Origin of the sequence: Pseudomonas defluvii, assembly GCF_001695625.1 — a bacterium.
GTDB lineage: Bacteria > Pseudomonadota > Gammaproteobacteria > Pseudomonadales > Pseudomonadaceae > Aquipseudomonas > Aquipseudomonas defluvii.
Map to the genome: position 1 here is coordinate 1 of NZ_MBPN01000098.1, position 18,221 is coordinate 18,221.

Annotated in this window: 13 protein-coding genes and 1 pseudogene; 12 read left to right on the forward strand and 2 right to left on the reverse strand. The window is 56.8% G+C overall.

Going from position 1 to position 18,221, the window contains the following annotated elements; all coding sequences use genetic code 11:
* Positions 1-579: 579 nt before the first annotated feature.
* From frmR to gshA, 11 genes are all read left to right on the forward strand, one after another.
* Positions 580-855 (forward strand): formaldehyde-responsive transcriptional repressor FrmR, encoded by a 276-nt coding sequence (gene frmR, locus EKA13_RS21190; RefSeq protein WP_016973494.1) that lies wholly within the window; start codon positions 580-582, stop codon positions 853-855.
* A gap of 430 nt (positions 856-1,285) precedes the next feature.
* Positions 1,286-2,623 carry a DUF3422 family protein gene (locus EKA13_RS21195; RefSeq protein ID WP_016973495.1) on the forward strand — a complete coding sequence of 446 codons (1,338 nt, stop codon included), beginning with the start codon at positions 1,286-1,288 and terminating at the stop codon, positions 2,621-2,623.
* 134 nt (positions 2,624-2,757) lie between these two features.
* A complete protein-coding gene (locus EKA13_RS21200; RefSeq protein ID WP_016973496.1) occupies positions 2,758-4,068 on the forward strand; it encodes a replication-associated recombination protein A in 1,311 nt (436 codons plus the stop codon).
* 59 nt (positions 4,069-4,127) lie between these two features.
* The gene (locus EKA13_RS21205) at positions 4,128-6,779 is read left to right on the forward strand and encodes an excinuclease ABC subunit UvrA (protein ID WP_016973497.1); all 2,652 of its coding nucleotides are present in this window, start codon (positions 4,128-4,130) and stop codon (positions 6,777-6,779) included.
* Between the two features lie 254 nt (positions 6,780-7,033).
* On the forward strand, positions 7,034-7,936 hold the full coding sequence (locus EKA13_RS28975) for a LysR family transcriptional regulator (RefSeq protein WP_016973498.1): 903 nt from the start codon (positions 7,034-7,036) through the stop codon (positions 7,934-7,936).
* Between the two features lie 296 nt (positions 7,937-8,232).
* Positions 8,233-10,290, forward strand: a complete 2,058-nt coding sequence (locus EKA13_RS21215) for a carbon starvation CstA family protein (RefSeq protein WP_016979606.1) — start codon at positions 8,233-8,235, stop codon at positions 10,288-10,290.
* Positions 10,291-10,303: 13 nt separating this feature from the next.
* The gene (locus tag EKA13_RS21220; protein WP_026000005.1) at positions 10,304-10,507 is read left to right on the forward strand and encodes a YbdD/YjiX family protein; all 204 of its coding nucleotides are present in this window, start codon (positions 10,304-10,306) and stop codon (positions 10,505-10,507) included.
* A 108-nt stretch (positions 10,508-10,615) separates the two neighbouring features.
* Positions 10,616-11,962, forward strand: coding sequence for a cache domain-containing protein (locus EKA13_RS21225; protein ID WP_065761225.1), 1,347 nt, complete (start codon positions 10,616-10,618; stop codon positions 11,960-11,962).
* Positions 11,963-11,990: 28 nt separating this feature from the next.
* Positions 11,991-12,632 (forward strand): response regulator, encoded by a 642-nt coding sequence (locus tag EKA13_RS21230; protein ID WP_016968909.1) that lies wholly within the window; start codon positions 11,991-11,993, stop codon positions 12,630-12,632.
* A gap of 435 nt (positions 12,633-13,067) precedes the next feature.
* Positions 13,068-13,841 (forward strand): ZIP family metal transporter, encoded by a 774-nt coding sequence (locus EKA13_RS21235; RefSeq protein WP_016968908.1) that lies wholly within the window; start codon positions 13,068-13,070, stop codon positions 13,839-13,841.
* On the forward strand, positions 13,838-15,424 hold the full coding sequence (gene gshA, locus EKA13_RS21240) for a glutamate--cysteine ligase (RefSeq protein WP_016968907.1): 1,587 nt from the start codon (positions 13,838-13,840) through the stop codon (positions 15,422-15,424). The genes EKA13_RS21235 and gshA overlap by 4 nt, the downstream gene beginning before the upstream one ends.
* Before the next feature lie 153 nt (positions 15,425-15,577).
* Here gshA and EKA13_RS21245 read toward each other — a convergent pair whose 3' ends face one another.
* Positions 15,578-16,567: a helix-turn-helix domain-containing protein gene (locus tag EKA13_RS21245; RefSeq protein WP_079384156.1), complete on the reverse strand. Its 990-nt coding sequence runs from the start codon at positions 16,565-16,567 to the stop codon at positions 15,578-15,580.
* A gap of 11 nt (positions 16,568-16,578) precedes the next feature.
* On the reverse strand, positions 16,579-17,574 hold the full coding sequence (locus tag EKA13_RS28150; protein ID WP_016968906.1) for a helix-turn-helix domain-containing protein: 996 nt from the start codon (positions 17,572-17,574) through the stop codon (positions 16,579-16,581).
* Between the two features lie 522 nt (positions 17,575-18,096).
* Here EKA13_RS28150 and EKA13_RS28655 point away from each other — a divergent pair.
* Positions 18,097-18,221, forward strand: a pseudogene (locus EKA13_RS28655) (metal-sensing transcriptional repressor); the annotation flags it as partial.

Consider the following 18,221-nt stretch of genomic DNA (forward strand, 5'->3'; position numbering starts at 1 on the left):
CACATCTATTTCCTAATTGGCGTGCGCAATCGCTTGAGTGTCGCGCTGAGTTGGGTCTGGAACCACAGTGTCGGTTATCGCGGTTCACGTCTGATCATGCGGTCGACACCGCAGGCCAAGCGTGGGCCCGCCGAGCTGGAACCCAAGTAAGGCTGCAGCGGTGGATTGATAGTCAGGGAAGATTGTCAGTCCGTGCAGCATGGACGAGATCGTCTCAGTGCAGGCTAGCGCCTGCACTAGATGGATTTTGTCGCTGCTGAGTGAGTCTCCGTTAAGTGGAGGCTCTTAGGAAACAGACTGGGAATTTTACGGTGAGAGCATGGAAGTGCTCTGCCAGAAGCGAGGCGCCAGCTGCATGGATTTTTCTCACGAAGTGAGGCGCGGCGATTAGTTTGAGCGACTCACGGGCGTGTGTTTTCTGCCCTTCAGCTTTTAATATGTCGTTTTCAGCGCGGGCAGCTTCGGATTCGGATGGTGTGCTTCGAGCGCAATGTGAGCGACGGTTTTCAATCATGCGCAAGCTTTCATACTGCCCGGTAGTATAGTATGATGCATGCGTCCAACCCTTGAAGGTGTTCGATGCCCCATAATCCCCGTGAGAAAAAGCAAGCGCTGACCCGTGTGCGACGCATCAAAGGCCAGGTAGGAGCTCTTGAGCAAGCACTAGATGATGGTGCTGAGTGTGCTGCGATTCTTCAGCAGCTAGCGGCTGTGCGCGGAGCCGTGAATGGCTTAATGGCCGCAATCCTGGAGAGTTATCTACGGGAGGAGTTTCCGCACACCGATGCTAGAAGTGATTCGCAGAAGCAGTCGATTGATGACACGATCTCCATTGTCAGGTCCTACCTTCGCTAATTTTTATGGTCCTGCGTTTGCAGGGGAGCGTAAATCTTAGCCTTGAAGCTGCACATGCGTGGCCATCCCCGCTGGTAGGGCGCTTACAACGAGCCAGAATCGCACTTGAATCGCCGCAAGGATGAGGTGTTTTCGATGGGGAATTGGTCCGGAATGGCTAGGCGCAACGAAGAGTAAATTCGATTTTGCGCCCCTGTCACCCATGAGATATATCGCGAAAGTCTCACCGATAGCCGAATTGTGATGATCTCAGGCATCGCACTTGATGCAAGCTGAGTGCTAATGGCGCGAGTTAACCTGTTCCGTGTCTATCCTGTCATGTGCTAGCCGGCTACCTTCTTCACAAGGACGCTGGCCACGTGTGGGATACGCCAAAAGTCTTCTACCACGACACGTGATACCTTTAATTTCAACGAAAAATGAGGTCGCTATGAAACAGCCGCCCCAACTCGATATGGCCCCTAACCCCGCCTTCCAAACAACTGTGTACGGTATGCAGGCCTTGGCTGATCGAGCTGCAGCTGTGAACGAAGTTCATGCGCGGCCGCATTTGCTTATCCAGGCCCCACGAGGTTTATTGCAGCTTGCCTTCATCACCGAAGGTGACTCAGCTAAAGATCAGGCGGCGATGACCGAACTGTCTCAACGCTTGGGTGTTGCGGAACCCGACAATACGACGCCGCTTCACGGCTTGACTTGGGACGAAGGTGACTTGCACTGCGAGAAGCACACCGAGTTCTCGACCTATCTGTGGAGTGCTGTGCTTGATCCCGAGACGGGAGCACCTTGTGGAGAGAATCCCTTCAAGCGAGGGTTCGTTCCACCAGGTCCGGTAATCTCAGGTATTCGCCTGAATGTATTGCCTTGGACCGAGGCGGCTGAACAGGAGATTGAACGTTTTGACCCTGTTAGCCTGTGCTATTCGGTGGTGGAGAACGGCGCAGCCGCTATTGTGACCGACTTTCGGCAGGACGCGGATGGTTTGACGAACATCCTCATTCTTGACCGTGACTTGACTCAGGCTCGCGCAGGAGCGCTCGCCCAGCGCCTGCTGGAAATCGAGACCTACCGCACTTTAGCACTCCTGGCGCTCCCGCTGACACGCTCTTTGACCGTGGATCTGCGGCGCATGGAATCGCAACTCGCGGCCATCACTGACGAAATGCGCACCGGCAAGGGCGCGCGTCGTGACAACGATGTTCTGCTGGCTGAGCTTACCAGCCTCGGGGCGGAGCTGGAGGCCGGTGTGGCAGCGAACCTTTATCGTTTCGGCGCGAGTCGGGCGTACTACGAGATCGTCGAAGAGCGGTTGGATGCGTTGGCGGAGGAGTCAGTAGCGGGCTACTGCACGTGGCGCGATTTCCTGCATAGGCGCATTGCGCCAGCGATGCGCACCTGCCAGTCGGTCAAGGAACGCCAGACCAAGCTTTCCGACAAGCTGACGCGCGCCATTGCATTGCTACGGTCTTGGATCGACGTTGAGCTTGAGCGTCAGAACCGGGACCTTCTGGAGTCGATGAACAATCGCGCCAAGTTGCAACTGCGCCTTCAACAAACCGTTGAAGGCTTGTCGGTGGCGGCTATTTCCTATTACGTCGTTAGCCTGCTGGCGTATCTGCTCAAAGGTATCCCAGGAGTTCATGACAAGGTTGCTCCTGAGCTGGTGATCGCTGGGCTGGTACCCGTGGTCATTTTGGCGATCTGGTGGACGGTTCGGCGAATCAGGCATGCCCATGGTGACCATGCAGGGGAAGAGAAATCTTCCTGATGCGGTCGGCTTGGTCCAGGGAGTGCTCCGGGGCTTGATTCAGGTTCCAGCAACTATTCTTTGCGAAGCCTCGCCTAATCACGCAGACGCCGATCCTGCTTTGTGGCGCCTTCAACTATCAGCCATGCTGGGAGATGATCTTGGTCGATCTGTTTACGACAAAGCCTGAGCCGCCCTTGGCTGAGCGTTTGCGCCCCAGGTCCCTGGAAGAGTTCGTCGGGCAGCAGCATCTGTTGGGGGCCGGCAAACCACTGCGCCTGGCGTTCGAGGCAGGCAAACTGCACTCGTTTATCCTCTGGGGGCCACCCGGTGTGGGCAAAACCACGCTGGGACGCCTGGCCGCCAGTGTCACCGATAGTCAGTTCATCGCCATTTCCGCTGTGCTAGCCGGGGTGAAGGACATCCGCCAGGCCATTGACGATGCTCAGGCCGAGCTGGATGGGCATGGTCGTTCGACGGTGCTGTTCGTCGATGAGATTCATCGATTCAACAAGGCGCAGCAAGACGCACTGTTGCCGCATGTCGAGTCCGGGCTGCTGACACTGGTAGGCGGTACCACCGAACACCCAGGGTTAGCGGTCAACTCGGCGCTGCTTTCGCGGGCGCAGGTCTACACCCTCGAACCGCTGTCCCACGATGAACTGCAGCAACTGTATGAGCGCGCGTTGCCGCATCTGGCCGGGGTTGCCCTGGACGCGGAAGCACTGGACTTGCTCAAAGGCTTCGCTGATGGCGATGGCCGGCGCTTCCTGAACCTGCTCGAGCAGGTAGCCGCTGCAGCGTCCGGCGCGAGCAAGACAACGGTCGACGGTGAGTTCGCCAGGTTGTCGACGAGCCCATCGTTGCGCCGCTTCGACAAGGGAGGCGACGAGTTCTATTGGCAGTTATCCGCCTTTCATAAGTCATTGCGTGGCTCCGATCCGGATGCGGCGCTGTATTGGCTGGCACGGATCCTCGATGGCAGTGGGGACGTCACCCAGGTGATTCGGCGCATGGTGGTGATGGCCAGCGAAGACATCGGCAATGCTGACCCCCAGGCGTTGCAACTGGCACTCAACGCCGCACAAGCCTATGAAAGGCTGGGCTCTCCCGAGGGCGAAATCCCTCTTGCCCAGGCGGTGACCTACCTTGCCTTGGCGCCCAAGTCGAATGCGGCCTACGCCGCCTGGGACCAGGCCAAGGCCTTCGTTAAGAGCACCGGCTCGATGCCTGTGCCGTTGCACCTGCGCAATGCGCCGACCAAGCTCATGAGCCAGATGGGCTATCGCGAAGGTTACCGCTATGCGCACCATGAACCCAACGCCTACGCCGCGGGGCAGACCTATTTTCCAGAAGGGGTGATGCGACCGGGCTGGTACCAACCCACGGACCGCGGGCGCGAGCGCAAGCTGGGAGAAAAGCTTGCCTGGCTGCACTCGCTCGATGATTCGGCATCGCCAGATTGAGCCGGATGTTGCCCGGACTTTCAGCGCTCAGCCATCCACGAACTGTAGGACAGTAAGCTATGCCAAATCCTTCATACGGTGAATCCTCGTGCACTGCTGCGGCCAGCGGCCAAGTGGAAGTGCGCGGTGCGCGGGAGAACAATCTCAAGGACGTGGATGTCGCTATTCCGCGCAATGCGCTGGTGGTGTTTTCCGGTGTCTCCGGCTCTGGCAAGTCTTCGCTGGCCTTCGGCACCATCTATGCTGAGGCACAGCGGCGCTACTTCGAATCGGTAGCCCCGTATGCCCGGCGGTTGATCGACCAGGCGGGTGTACCTGACGTAGATGCGATCGACGGCCTGCCGCCTGCTGTCGCGTTGCAGCAGCAACGAGGGGCGAGCAATGCGCGTTCTTCGGTGGGGAGCGTGACCACACTGTCTAGTCTTGTGCGCATGATGTACTCGCGCGCCGGCGCTTATCCGGCCAACCAGCCGATGTTGTACGCCGAGGATTTCTCGCCAAACACCCCGCAAGGCGCATGCCCGGCCTGTCATGGTCTGGGCCATGTGTACGAGGTGACGGAGGCGACCATGGTGCCTGATCCGTCACTGAGCATCCGTGAACGGGCCATCGCCGCCTGGCCACCGGCCTGGCACGGCCAGAACCTACGCGACATCCTGGTCACCCTGGGCTACGACGTCGACCGTCCCTGGAAGGATTTGCCGAAAAAGGACCGTGAATGGATCCTGTTCACGGAAGAGACGCCCACGGTGCCGGTCTACGCGGGTTTCACGCCTGCCGAGACTCAACAGGCGCTCAAGCGTAAACTCGAACCCAGCTATATGGGCACCTTCACGGGCGCCCGACGTTACGTGCTGCACACCTTTGCCAACACCCAGAGCGCGTTGATGAGAAAGCGCGTGTCGCGCTACATGGAAGGCAAGCTGTGCCCGGCCTGCCACGGCAAGCGACTCAAGGCCGAGGCGCTGTCGGTGACCTTTGCCGGGGTGGACATTGGCGAGTTCATGCAAATGCCCCTAGACCGCTTAGCGGCGCTGCTCGAGCCCATTGCCCAAGGCGACTTCCGCGCCCACACGGCTGGCGAGGGTACCGACCGCGAAGCGACACGCCGTGATCGAGCCGAACGGGCCGCAAGTGGTCGTGCGGTCCATGCGGTATCGCCTGACGTGCGCCGTACGTCGGCGCTGTCGGAGGAGAAGCGTCTCGCCGCGCAGCGCCTGGCCGGTGGGGTAATGGCGCGTCTGCGCCAACTGCGCGGATTGGGCCTGGGCTACCTCACGCTGGATCGGGCCACGCCGACGCTGTCGGCTGGCGAGTTGCAGCGCTTGCGCTTGGCCACGCAACTGAGCTCCATGCTGTTTGGCGTGGTGTATGTGCTCGATGAACCTTCTGCAGGTCTGCACCCCTCTGACAGCCATGCACTGTACGACTCGCTGGATAAACTGCGCGATGCTGGTAACTCGCTCTTCGTGGTTGAGCACGACCTGGACTTGATGCGCCGCGCGCAATGGCTGGTGGATGTAGGACCAGATGCGGGGGAGCGGGGTGGGCGCGTGCTCTACAGTGGTGTGCCAGAAGGATTGCGCGAGATTGCGGAGTCGCGAACTGCGCGGTACTTGTTCGACGAAATCCCCGCACCGGCTAGCCACGAGCGCGAACCGACCGGGTGGCTGGAGCTGCTAGGCATCCGGCGGCACAACCTGCACGGCGTGGATGCACGTATCCCGCTGGGTGTGCTGACGGCGGTTACCGGTATCTCCGGTTCGGGTAAGTCCAGTCTGGTCGCGCAGGCCCTGCCAGAGCTGTTGCTACTGCACCTAGGGCACGAGCCCGAAGATGATGCAGCTGAAAATGCTAACAGCGAAGGTCCTGCTGTTATCGAGGCTACAGGAGGTCATCTCGCCGGTGATGTGGATGTCGTCCAGCGCCTGGTCCAGGTCGACCAGAAGCCGATTGGCCGCACGCCACGTTCAAACTTGGCCACCTATACCGGTTTATTCGATCACGTACGCAAGCTTTTCGCCGCCACGCCGGACGCGCGCCGGCATCGTTATGACGCTGGCCGATTTTCTTTCAACGTGGCGAAGGGGCGTTGTGATACGTGCGAAGGGGAGGGTTTCGTCAGCGTCGAGCTGCTGTTCATGCCCAGTGTCTACGCCCCCTGTCCGACCTGCCATGGCGCCCGCTACAACGAGGCCACGCTCAAGGTACGCTGGAACGGGCGCAACATCGCCGAAGTATTGCAGATGACGGTGGAAGAAGCCTGTGACTTCTTCGCCAGCGAAGACGCCATCGCGCGGCCGCTGCAACTGCTGCAGGAAATCGGGCTGGGCTATCTGCGCCTGGGCCAGCCCGCCACCGAACTATCGGGTGGCGAAGCACAGCGCATCAAGCTAGCCACGGAGCTGCAGCGAAGCCAGCGAGGCCGTAGCCTGTACGTGCTCGACGAGCCTACCACTGGTCTGCACGCTTCTGACGCTGACCGTTTGCTTGTGCAACTGCAACGCCTAGTCGATGCCGGTAATACCGTGGTGATGATTGAGCACGACATGCGTGCTGTAGCTCAGGCCGATTGGGTGATAGACATAGGGCCTGGTGCGGGTGAGGAGGGTGGGCACATCGTTGCGTCCGACACTCCTAGATTAGTGGCAAGGACGTCAGGCAGTCGAACCGCACCATTCCTTGCTGAGCAGCTCAAGCGAACCAAGTAGAGTGCTTTCAATATGGCATTGGGCTCGTAGGGGCCTTGATCATCGCACGGCATGGCTAAGGTTTTGCTGTGACTGATCCACTTGATCATTTAGTACAGGGTTCTAGTAGAACCCATGTGCTATTGGGGGCGTGCTTCTGGTTATTGAATTGACCAGCCAAATAGTTTAACTCAGCTCCTCGCGTGAGGAGCTGGCTTCGAAGGGGGGGATGGAAATTCATCATCAATGCCCCCTTAATTCTAGAGTCGGAAATCATGCTTAATCGCCTAGAAGCCCTGAAAATCTTCTGTGTCGTCGCAGAGGTCTTGCAGTTCCGTGATGCGGCAAATCGACTTAATCTATCCCCTCAAGTGGTCACGCGTACAATCGGAGCCTTGGAGAGAGAGTTTGGAGAGGTACTTTTTTATCGTACTACTAGGCAGGTCAGATTAAGTGGTTTCGGAGAGCAATTGCTGCCCCAAGCCAGGCAGCTCATAAAAGATAGCGAGCGGCTATTTCAGAATCGTTGTCAGGTGAGACAGGATCTGGTGAGCGGTTTAGTGCGTGTGTCTGTACCTGACTCTCCATGCATGCGACTCATCTTAGGAGACATACTCGATGGTCTTCGGAGTTACCCGAGTGTCATTCTGAAGTGGAATGTAAAGCTGGGTGCGTTGGATGATTTCGACGGTCAGGGGGTTGATATATTAATCACCTTGGACCTGCCATCCGATAACAGATGGATCGTGCGTAAGGCTGGCGTTACGCGCAATCGGATCGTAGCCGCCCCTTCGCTTATCGACCGCATTGGCATGCCTAAGAATATCGAGGACCTACAACAGAATTTCCCTCTTAGTACAGTAACGGACCCCGCTACAGGCAGAGCTTGTCCCTGGTATATTCACCAAGGCCGCCAGTTCTTTCCCGCGCAGCCCTACCTAACCACTGACGATTTATATAGTCAATTGGAAGCTACCCGGGCAGGGCATGTGATTAGCTATATTCAGGGCATGACGTGTTTGCCATACCTAGCAAATCGTGAGTTGATAGAAGTACTACCGGAGCTAGAGCGCGCGAGTTGGCCGATCTACGTGTGTCACCCTCAGCGGACCGATAACTGCCCAAGAGTTGATGTGGTTTTCGAAATGCTGGTCGAAAGTCTGAATCGACGTCTCTAATTTCGACGACTGTTTGTCCAGCGATATTGCTATTGCTTTTACAATGGCTTTGTTAGAAGGTTCGCTTCGATCTAGAAGTCAGTGACGCCCTGTCGCTGACGTTATATGTCAGCTCATTGCGGAGAAGTGATGGGAGCGCTGCTGTGTTCCTAGCTACGTAGTACTACGGAGTGTGGCCTCGTATTAATGCGAATGTTCTTGCCGATCTAGGGCGGCCAGAGTGTCACCGTCCCTATCTGGACCCACACAAAAACAAGAACCGCCGCCGGGCTATACCCGCGGCAGGAGAACTTTCAATGACCACACTGGCTACCCGAATTGCCTGGTTCGCCGTCGCCTTGCTGGGTGCATTTGCTCTAGGCACTCTGGCATTGCGCAGGGGCGAAGCCATCAGCGCCCTCTGGATTGTGACTGCAGCCGTTGCTGTCTATCTGATCGCCTACCGTTACTATAGCCTGTTCATCGCCAACAAAGTGATGCAGCTGGACGCCACGCGCGCCACGCCCGCCGTGCTCAACAACGACGGCCTGGACTACATCCCTACCAACAAGCACATCCTCTTCGGCCACCACTTCGCCGCCATCGCCGGTGCAGGTCCACTCGTGGGCCCGGTGCTTGCCGCACAGATGGGCTACCTCCCTGGCACGCTCTGGCTGATCGCCGGCGTGGTGCTAGCCGGTGCGGTACAGGACTTCATGGTCCTGTTCATCTCCACCCGCCGCAACGGTCGCTCTCTGGGCGAGTTGGTGCGCGAGGAAATGGGCCCAATCCCGGGCACCATCGCATTGTTCGGTGCCTTCCTGATCATGATCATCATCCTTGCGGTGCTCTCGCTGATCGTGGTCAAGGCCTTGGCGGAAAGCCCCTGGGGCATGTTCACGGTGATGGCCACGTTGCCGATTGCGGTATTCATGGGCATCTACATGCGTTATATCCGCCCGGGCCACATCGGCGAGATCTCGGTGATTGGTGTGGTGCTGTTGCTCGCCTCCATCTGGGTCGGCGGAATTGTTTCCGCCGATCCCTTCTTGGGGCCGGCATTCACCTTCACCGGCGTGCAGATCACTTGGATGCTGATCGGTTACGGCTTCGTTGCAGCCGTGCTACCGGTGTGGCTGATCCTGGCGCCACGCGACTACCTGTCAACCTTCCTCAAAATCGGCACCATCGTCGCTTTGGCTATCGGCATCCTGTTCATCGCTCCCGATCTGAAGATGCCGGCCGTCACTCACTTCATCGATGGCACGGGCCCGGTATGGAAGGGCGCGCTGTTCCCGTTCCTATTCATCACTGTCGCCTGCGGCGCGGTGTCAGGCTTCCATGCGCTGATCAGTTCTGGAACCACGCCGAAGCTGCTGGCCAATGAAGGCCACGCGCGCTACATCGGCTATGGCGCGATGCTTATGGAGTCCTTCGTGGCTATCATGGCCATTGTCGCCGCTTCGGTGATCGAGCCAGGCGTTTACTTCGCCATGAACAGCCCGGCGGCCCTGGTCGGCGCGGACGTTACCAGTGTCGCGACTACCGTCAGCAGCTGGGGCTTCACCATCACCCCTGAAGTGCTGCAGCAGACTGCCAAGGATATTGGCGAACACACCATCCTGGCCCGCGCCGGTGGCGCACCGACCTTGGCAGTAGGTATCGCGCAGATCCTCCACAAGGCACTGCCGGGCGAGAATACCATGGCATTTTGGTATCACTTCGCCATTCTGTTCGAGGCACTGTTCATCCTCACAGCGGTCGATGCCGGTACCCGAGCTGGGCGCTTCATGCTGCAGGATCTATTGGGCAACTTCGTGCCGTCATTGAAGAAGACCGACTCCTGGACCGCTAACCTAACTGCTACCGCTGGTTGCGTGGCCATGTGGGGCTGGCTGCTGTACCAAGGCGTGATCGACCCGCTGGGCGGTATCAATACCCTGTGGCCGCTCTTCGGCATCTCCAACCAGATGCTGGCGGGCATCGCGCTGATGCTCGGATGCGTAGTGCTGATCCGCATGAAACGCCAGCGCTATGTCTGGGTTACCTTGGTGCCGGCGGTATGGCTGCTGATCTGCACCACCACGGCCGGGCTGATCAAGCTGCTCGACCCGAATCCTGCGATGGGCTTCCTGGCCCTGGCCAACAAGTACAGCACCGCTGCCGCTGCCGGCCAAGTGCTGGCCCCAGCGAAGGATTTGGCGCAGATGCAGCACGTGGTGTTCAACGCTTACACCAATGCGACTCTTACCGTGCTGTTCCTGCTGGTGGTTCTGAGCATCCTCTGGTTCGCAATCAAGGTTGCCCGTCGCGCTTGGATCATGCCCGAACGCACTGACAAGGAGTCGCCGTTCCAGCCCTTGCCCGATGCCTGAGGAGCCCGACAGTATGTTCAATGACTTGAGCAAGATGGGTAAATACCTCGGTCAAGCTGCGCGGATGCTGGTTGGCATGCCGGACTACGATGCCTACGTGGAGCACATGCAGGGAAAGCATCCGGATAAGCCGGTGATGTCCTACGAGGTGTTCTTCCGTGAACGGCAAGAAGCGCGCTACGGCGGAGGCAGCGGACGCCCCGTTCGTTGCTGCTGAGCGGCCACTGATGCAAGCGAGCGCCACGTTCATCGTGGCGCTCTCGCGTTCCAGGGCTGGCAACCCGCATAGTGGCGTCGCCAGCTCCTCCTCGCTTCGGAAAAAACCATGCAACTCAAGCACAAGATCGTCACCCTCAGTGTGCTGCCGCTGATCCTCTCAGTGCTGTTCATCTGCGTCCTGGTGTTCGCCCAAAGTCGCAAGCTGGAAGAGGAACAGGCGCGTCTTGTGGAAAGCAGCATCATGACGGCGAAGAAGGCAGAGCTGAGAAACTACCTAAGCCTGGCGATGAGCCTGATCGCACCGCTGTACGACGGTGGCGTGGATGACGAGGCGACGCGCAATCGCGCCCTAGCCATCTTGTCCCAGGCCAATTTCGGCCGCGACGGGTACTTCTTCGTCTATGACCAGCACGGCAAGAACCTAATGCATCCCCGTCAGGCTGAGCTGGTCGGCAAGGAACTGATCACGATGACCGACAAGAACGGCCTACCGGTCATAAAGGCGCTGCTCAATAGCGCCAGGGAAGGGGACGGCTATCAGTTGTACGACTGGCAGAAACCATCCACCGGACAGATCACCGGTAAGCTGGCATACGTGGTGATGCTCGATCGCTGGGGTTGGATGCTCGGTACGGGTATCTACATTGACGATGTAGAGGTGGCGACCCTCAAATCACGCCAGGAAGTGGCCTCAGGTGTGCTGACCACGGTGTTGGCGATCGCCTCGTTCTCGCTGGTCGCGGTACTGGTGATCTTCGCCGGCGGTCTGATGCTTAATGTCAGCGAGCATCGCTTGGCTGACCGCAAGCTGACCTTGCTAAACCAGCGCATCGTCAATCTGCAGGAAGAAGAGCGCTCGCGAGTATCGCGGGAGCTGCACGACGGCATCAGTCAGGAGCTGGTGTCGATAAAATTCCAGTACGAGCTGGCGGCCATGGAGTTGGCCCGCGGTGGAGAAGGGGGGTTGGAAAACCTGCGCAAGGGCACTACGCGGCTGGGGGCCGCCATCGGCGAGATACGCCGGATCTCCCATGATCTGCGGCCCTCATTGCTGGATACTTTAGGCCTGTCGGCGGCTATCGACCAACAAGTACGGGAATTCGAGCAACGCACGTCAATCCGCACCCAGTACGAGTGCGGCATGGCAGCTACCGACGTGGGGCCGGAGGTCTCACTGACGCTATTCCGTATCATCCAAGAAGCCTTGGCGAACGTGGAGCGTCACGCAAAGGCGACGACGGCTATCGTCTCGATTACCGCGCAGCAAGGCATGATCGTACTGCGGGTCGAAGACAACGGCGTAGGGTTCGATACCAATGCCGCGGACGACAGCCACGGCATCGGCCTGCGCAACATACGCGAGCGCGCCGATCATCACCTGGGCAGCGTCACCCTCGCGTCGGCCCACGGGCGCACCGAACTGCAAGTGCAGATACCGATCGTCAACGCATGAGCGTTTCCATTCGAATCCCGAGGATTCCATGAATACATCCAAGCCAATCAGAATCGCCCTGGTCGATGATCACGTCCTTGTGCGTGACGGCGTCAAGGCGCTGCTCGGCGCCATTGCGCATTTTGACGTAATCGGTCAGGCCGAGTCGGGGGAGCAGGCACTCGAGCTGGTGGCTAGCACCGAGCTGGACATTCTGCTGGTCGACGTGGGCCTGCAGGGCATGAACGGGCTGGAGCTCACCCAGCGACTTCGCAGCCTATATCCAGACATCAGGATTCTCATGTTGAGCATGTACGACCACCAGGAGTATGTGCGCACTTCCATCAGCGCAGGCGCATCGGGTTATGTGCTCAAGAACGCGCCGTCTGCCGAACTGGTCGCGGCCATTGAGACCATCGCCGCGGGTGGGCGCTTCTATAGCTCTGAGATCACTCGCAAGCTGGTTGGCGGCAGCCGTGACGAAAACGACCTAACGCCCCGGGAGCTGCAGGTGCTGGTAATGATCGCGAAAGGACGCAATAACAAGGAAATGGCACGTGAGCTGGACATCAGTGTGCGCACGGTCGAGACCTACCGCTTGAGCATCCGCCGCAAGCTCAACATCGACACGCCGGTGGCGCTCATGAAGTATGCCCTTGAGCAAGGTTTAGTTTCATTAGGTAAAGCTTGAAAGTTTGACCATTGGGGGGCTGAGGCAAGGTTTCAGTGCCGATGCCGGGGCAGCGATCTCGTCTTCTACGTCATGAACAAGGTGGAATTGAGCCGTCAGGCTGGGCGATAGCCAAGACTATTGAATAGCGATCAGGAGGTCGTCATGTGCCCTTGTTGCAGGTGTACTGACCAAGCGGAGCTCATTGGGCAGCGAATTCATTACCTAGCTAAGGTATCGCTGCTTTATGCCTGATCAGTCTGCGCGGCTTAGTAAAGGCCAGAGTACAGACACTGGATTAGCAGCTCTCACGTGTCGATGGACTTGAAAAATACTATACACCCCTATAGTATCTGTGCGGTGCGTTGAGCGCTTTCGTCCGGTGAGGCTCCGGGCCACCTAGGTGCTCCGTCACTAGTCGAAGACCGAATTGTTTCCTGTTCAGGTGCTGAGTCCATGTCATTGATAGTCATAGTCCTTGTCACTTTGATGGCAGGTATTGGTAGCGTATGGGTGGCTGATCAGTTGGTCGTGCGCGCCCAGGTGATTCGCCGCAACGATGGCCATATGCAGCAGGGGTTGCTGAGCCTAGCTGCAGGCGCCTTACTGGCGACAGCGCTCCTGCATTTGTTGCCCGAAGCCTTCGAAAGCGGTGCTGAATCCCACGATCTGTTCCTGACGTTGTTGGTGGGATTGGTGTTCTTCTTCTTCTTGAGCAAGGCCCAGCTTTGGCATCACGGTCATGAGCACTCGCACCACGAACAAGATCATCACAATACCGGGTGGACGCTATTGGTCGGCGATGGTATCCATTGTTTTGGCGATGGCGTGCTGATCGCTTCAGCTTTCGTTGCAGATATGCGCCTGGGTTTTATCGCCGCCGTTTCCGTGCTGGTGCATGAGGTTCCCCATCACATGGGGGATCTTGTAGTCCTTAGGCAGGGCAGCCCTCGAAGCGCGGCAGTGCGCAAAGTCTCCATAGCGGGTGCCATGACCGCTATAGGCGGTATTGCCGGATATACGTTGCTGGACCAGTTATGGGATTGGCAACCTATGCTTCTCACGTTGGCGGGTAGCAGCTTCATTTACGTGGCTCTGTCGGACTTGATTCCTCAGCTGCGCCAGCGCCGCACTACCGGAGATACCTCGCTTCAGGTCATATGGCTGTTGTTAGGTATTGGCTTGGTGGCATTGGTCAGCGAGTTTTCTCACGTGGGGCATGCACATTGATCAGTAATCAACGCGTTCCTGCAAGCACGTCTTATCTACGTCGCTTGCAACTGGTCGAACAGAATCTTTCTTTGCTCAGTCAATCTCTGCGCGGAGTGGAGCGCGAGTGCCTGCGCGTGACCGGTGGTGGTCATCTGGCCCAGACTCCGCACCCCGCGGCATTGGGTTCTGCGCTGACCAACGAACAGATCACCACCGACTATTCCGAGTCGCTGCTAGAGTTCATCACCCCGGCCCTGGCCGACCCGGCAAAAGTGCTAGAAAGCCTCGAGCAGGTCCATCGTTTTGTCTACACCAAACTCGATGGCGAGTACCTGTGGAGCCCATCGATGCCCTGCATACTGCCAGCTGAGGAGGACATCCCGATCGCAGAGTACGGCACCTCGAACGTCGGCAAGTTCAAGCATGTCTACCGCAAGGGACTGGCCTTGCGCTACGGTCGCACTATGCAGTGCATTGCTGGCATCCATTACAACTTCTCCCTGGCCGAGGCGCTGTGGCCGCTGCTGCGCGAAACCGAGAGTGGTGAGCAGAGTGATCGCGACTACCAGTCTGCGGCTTACTTCGCACTAATCCGCAACTTCCGCCGGTACAGCTGGTTGCTGATGTATCTATTCGGCGCCTCCCCGGCCCTAGAAAAAGGTTTCCTGCGTGGGCGAGCGCACCAGCTCGAGGAGCTCGATGCTGAGACGCTCTACCTGCCCTATGCCACCAGCCTGCGCATGAGTGACCTCGGTTATCAGAGTAATGCCCAAGCTAGACTAGCCCCCAGCCTTAACAGTCTCGACAGCTACATCGAAGGGATACGAAAGGCACTCGATACGGTTTATCCATTGTACGAACAGAAGGGGACGACCAAGCGGGGTGAGTGGTTGCAGCTGAACAGCAATGTTTTGCAGATCGAAAACGAATACTATTCGAGCATCCGCCCCAAGCGTGTCGCTTACGTCGGCGAGCGACCGATCGAGGCACTGACATCCCGTGGCGTGCAGTACGTCGAAGTGCGCTGTCTGGACATCAACCCGTTCATGCCATTGGGCATCGACCTCACCGAATCGCGCTTCCTCGACGCGTTCCTGCTGTTTTGCGCCCTGGAAGACAGCCCGCAGTTTGACAGCGGTGAGTGCGACCAGTACGACAGCAACTTCCTTGCAGTGGCCAAGGAGGGACGCCGTCCGGGTTTGGAGCTGTGTCTTGATGGTCAGTCGATCGGCCTGAAGGCCTGGGCAAGCGAGCTGATTAGGCATATAGGTCAATTGGCTGTTTTGCTCGACCGCGCTAGGGGCGGTGAGGAACATATGCATGCGCTGGCCGCGCAACAGGCGAAGGTCGATGATGCTTCCCTTACCCCATCGGCCCAGGTGCTGGCGAGCATGAGCGAGCACAATGAGAGCTTCGTCCAGTTCTCCCTGCGCCAGAGCAGGCTGCACGCCAAGGCCTTCCGCGAAATGCCGCTTGCCGCCGAGCAGCAACAAGTCTTTGAGAATCTGGCAAGCGAATCTATAACGGAGCAAGTGCGTCTAGAAACCTTAGACCAAGAAGACTTCCATCAATTCATGGATGCCTACCTAGCCCGGTCTTAGGGTAACTATTAAGTTCGAATTCGTAATAGTAACTGTGGTGTTCTTGGTCAAGAGGAAGTGAAACCCTCTCGGGCGAGGAGTTATAAACATTTTCAGCATGTACGGATAAAAAATAAGTGGCCATAACTTATGGTTTTCTGTCCGAAAGGCTTTTCATAAGTTTTCAAGTCTCCAGCGTGCAGGCGTAAGACCGACTTCTTTGCGGAAAGAACTCGTGAAATGAGGTTGGCTATTGAATCCGAGGTCTAAAGCTATTTCAAGAATTGGCCTTTTGGTGTTCTTAAGGATTTCCTTGGCGCGCAGAATTTTTTGTTGCACAACGTAAGCATGTGGTGTGTAGCCTGTGTGCTGCTTAAATGTGACTGTAAAGCGGCATCGGCTTGCACCAAATATACTGCTCAGTTGAGTAAGGGTTATGTGGTTGTTTAGGTTTTCATTAATGTATTCCAGCGTTTTTTGAAGTCTGAGTTTTTCGGATCTAAATTTTGTTTCATTGTCGTTAGGCCGGCTTTGGTTATGTAGGCACGCTACTAGGCGTGAACCCAATGCCAAGCCGAGAGTTTCGATTAAGCATGGATTGCTGCCGCCGTGTCGATTTTGGGCATGTAATAGGGCTGCTAGGATGTGTGAAACGCCATGATCACTGAGTGAAGTGGCATTGCACAGAGAAATTACTGGTGGAGCTTCATGTCCTGTAACTGCTTCAAAACATTCTGAGATAAGCTGCTGAGGAAGATACACTCTCAGATGCTCATAGGGCGGTTTTATTACTTTGCGCCAAGCGCCTCTTTTTGGCCCTGTTACTAATAATTGCCCAGGCATACCTCCTTTCCAGGCGCTGTTTTCGTCTATAAACAACTCTGCTTGTGTTCTGCGTGTCACCAGTGTAACGACGTGAAAGTCATCATCTGTGTCCGAGAGGACTTCGATCGTTGGATCAGAGCTTAAATTTTTCCAGCAGGAGAGTCGGATGAGCGCGTCATTGCCGCTGGGGAGTTTATGGGGAGGGGGAGGCCGGCGCCAGATGGTCTCGGAGGAGGGGAGCGCATCCATGGGTGTGGGTATGTATGATTTCTCCGAAGACTCCTGCTGTTCGGGTGCCCATTGAGCTTGACCATTCAGGGTTGAGTAGGTCTTCATCATTTATCCTCCGTTCAGCAGCGTGGCTTTGTTCGAGCCATTTCTTCTCGCCAGCGGCCAGGAGGAACGCCAATGATCTGCCGGAAATGCCTTATAAGATGGGAGGCGCTACTGAAGCCTAGTGCGATAGCAATCTGTTGGACAGTGAGAGTTCCTGATAATAGTAGGGATTGAGCGGCAATAACTCGCCGCTTCATGACGTAGTAGTGGGGCGAGAGGCCAGTCGCAATCTTAAATTGCGCCGCAAAGTGCATGCGACTGAGTCCTGCAATGGCACTGAGTTCGCTTAAGCATAAGCTCTTGTTGAGATTTGACTCGATGTAGTCTGTGACACGATTAAGTCGCCAAGTTGCTAGCGGAGACTGCTTTGGGAAAGAGCTTTTGCGCTCACGATTCCTGTATTGTCCAACAAGATGTATAGCTAAAGCCAAGCCAAGACTCTCTAGTTGAAGCGAGTTTGCAGGGGAGTAGTCTTGAGTTGCAAAAAAACATGCCATGAGAAGGTTGTTGGAAATGGCATCCTGTGTGGTATGGGCGTCAAATAGAATGATGTCAGTTGACAAGCCCCTTCCATCTAGTGTCTCTGCCGCCTCAGAAAGCAATGTGGGAGGTAAGCTGATAAGAAACATATCGAGCTCTCCCTTGTGAATACAATTGCGTGTGGCGTAGATAGGGCCGCTTAAAGCGACGTCTCCGGGAGACATATATTTGTTAAAAACTCTCCTGCCACCGATACGAAACTCAGAATTACACGGCCTAATTGGAATAAGCGCTCGGTGATCTGGCATCACTCCGGACGGTGAAAACTCATAAATATCGCTCTCTGCTGGTCTGTACCAGCGGGCGAAAGTAGTGTGGCCGGCGCCGCCGGTTGAAAGTTGGGGGGCGTTCGCGTCCGCTGGCCAGCTTGCGAGAACGCGTTTGTCACTGTCCTTGTATGCTGATCCGCCGGTGTTAACCATATCTATCGAGGTCAGCAAATCCATCGGATCTCTAATTACTGTCGCCATATCACGTTTCCCTAATTCTTGGAAGGGTTCAGAGGCTGTAGCGGTTAGAGACACAACGAGGTCTTAACTGAATAAATATAGTTGAGCCGAGCAAAAAGGGAAACCTGGCTCTCAGGATAGATAGGATCCAACTCTCATTCGTCACACTTATTTGCCTGATAGGGAGCCATCTGGATGGCCTTTTCGTGCATTCAGTCAATCCGTAGCAGATTTTGTAATCTCATTTCCGAGGTTCCGTCCACACTGACGAACGCCAAAACGTTGGCGATAGGTGATGACCGCCAAGGCCTTCAGGGCAGGCATTTTGGGAATTTGAAGCACACGAAGAAAGCGGAAAAGGATGCTCGATTGCGGGGTCACCTTGTCTTGAAGCGGGCGGGCAAAGGTATCCGCACAGGGAAGCAAGCAGCGGAAATAAATTTTTAGCTTGCTGCTTGATACTGTAGGGGGGTATAGTATTATCACATCAGCGGGAAGGGAGGATGGCAACACCCCCAGCGCTCCTAAGAGAAGGAGAAAGCTCTCGGTCACGCTAGAGGTATTAGCGAGCAGGTCACGGCTCTAGAGCACGACCTGGAGGCTGATCCGACATGTGTCGCGGTTCTGCAGCAGCTGGCAGCAGTGCGCGGTGCAATCAACGGCCTGAT

What these genes read in the sequence shown, in the direction of transcription:
- EKA13_RS21205 (WP_016973497.1), top strand. Translation starts at nt 4,128, where the DNA reads ATGCCAAATCCTTCATACGGTGAATCCTCGTGCACTGCTGCGGCCAGC.
- frmR (WP_016973494.1), top strand. Translation starts at nt 580, where the DNA reads ATGCCCCATAATCCCCGTGAGAAAAAGCAAGCGCTGACCCGTGTGCGA.
- EKA13_RS28150 (WP_016968906.1), bottom strand. Translation starts at nt 17,574, where the DNA reads ATGGCGACAGTAATTAGAGATCCGATGGATTTGCTGACCTCGATAGAT.
- EKA13_RS21220 (WP_026000005.1), top strand. Translation starts at nt 10,304, where the DNA reads ATGTTCAATGACTTGAGCAAGATGGGTAAATACCTCGGTCAAGCTGCG.
- EKA13_RS28975 (WP_016973498.1), top strand. Translation starts at nt 7,034, where the DNA reads ATGCTTAATCGCCTAGAAGCCCTGAAAATCTTCTGTGTCGTCGCAGAG.
- EKA13_RS21195 (WP_016973495.1), top strand. Translation starts at nt 1,286, where the DNA reads ATGAAACAGCCGCCCCAACTCGATATGGCCCCTAACCCCGCCTTCCAA.
- EKA13_RS21235 (WP_016968908.1), top strand. Translation starts at nt 13,068, where the DNA reads ATGTCATTGATAGTCATAGTCCTTGTCACTTTGATGGCAGGTATTGGT.
- EKA13_RS21245 (WP_079384156.1), bottom strand. Translation starts at nt 16,567, where the DNA reads ATGATGAAGACCTACTCAACCCTGAATGGTCAAGCTCAATGGGCACCC.
- EKA13_RS21230 (WP_016968909.1), top strand. Translation starts at nt 11,991, where the DNA reads ATGAATACATCCAAGCCAATCAGAATCGCCCTGGTCGATGATCACGTC.
- EKA13_RS21200 (WP_016973496.1), top strand. Translation starts at nt 2,758, where the DNA reads ATGATCTTGGTCGATCTGTTTACGACAAAGCCTGAGCCGCCCTTGGCT.
- EKA13_RS21215 (WP_016979606.1), top strand. Translation starts at nt 8,233, where the DNA reads ATGACCACACTGGCTACCCGAATTGCCTGGTTCGCCGTCGCCTTGCTG.
- EKA13_RS21225 (WP_065761225.1), top strand. Translation starts at nt 10,616, where the DNA reads ATGCAACTCAAGCACAAGATCGTCACCCTCAGTGTGCTGCCGCTGATC.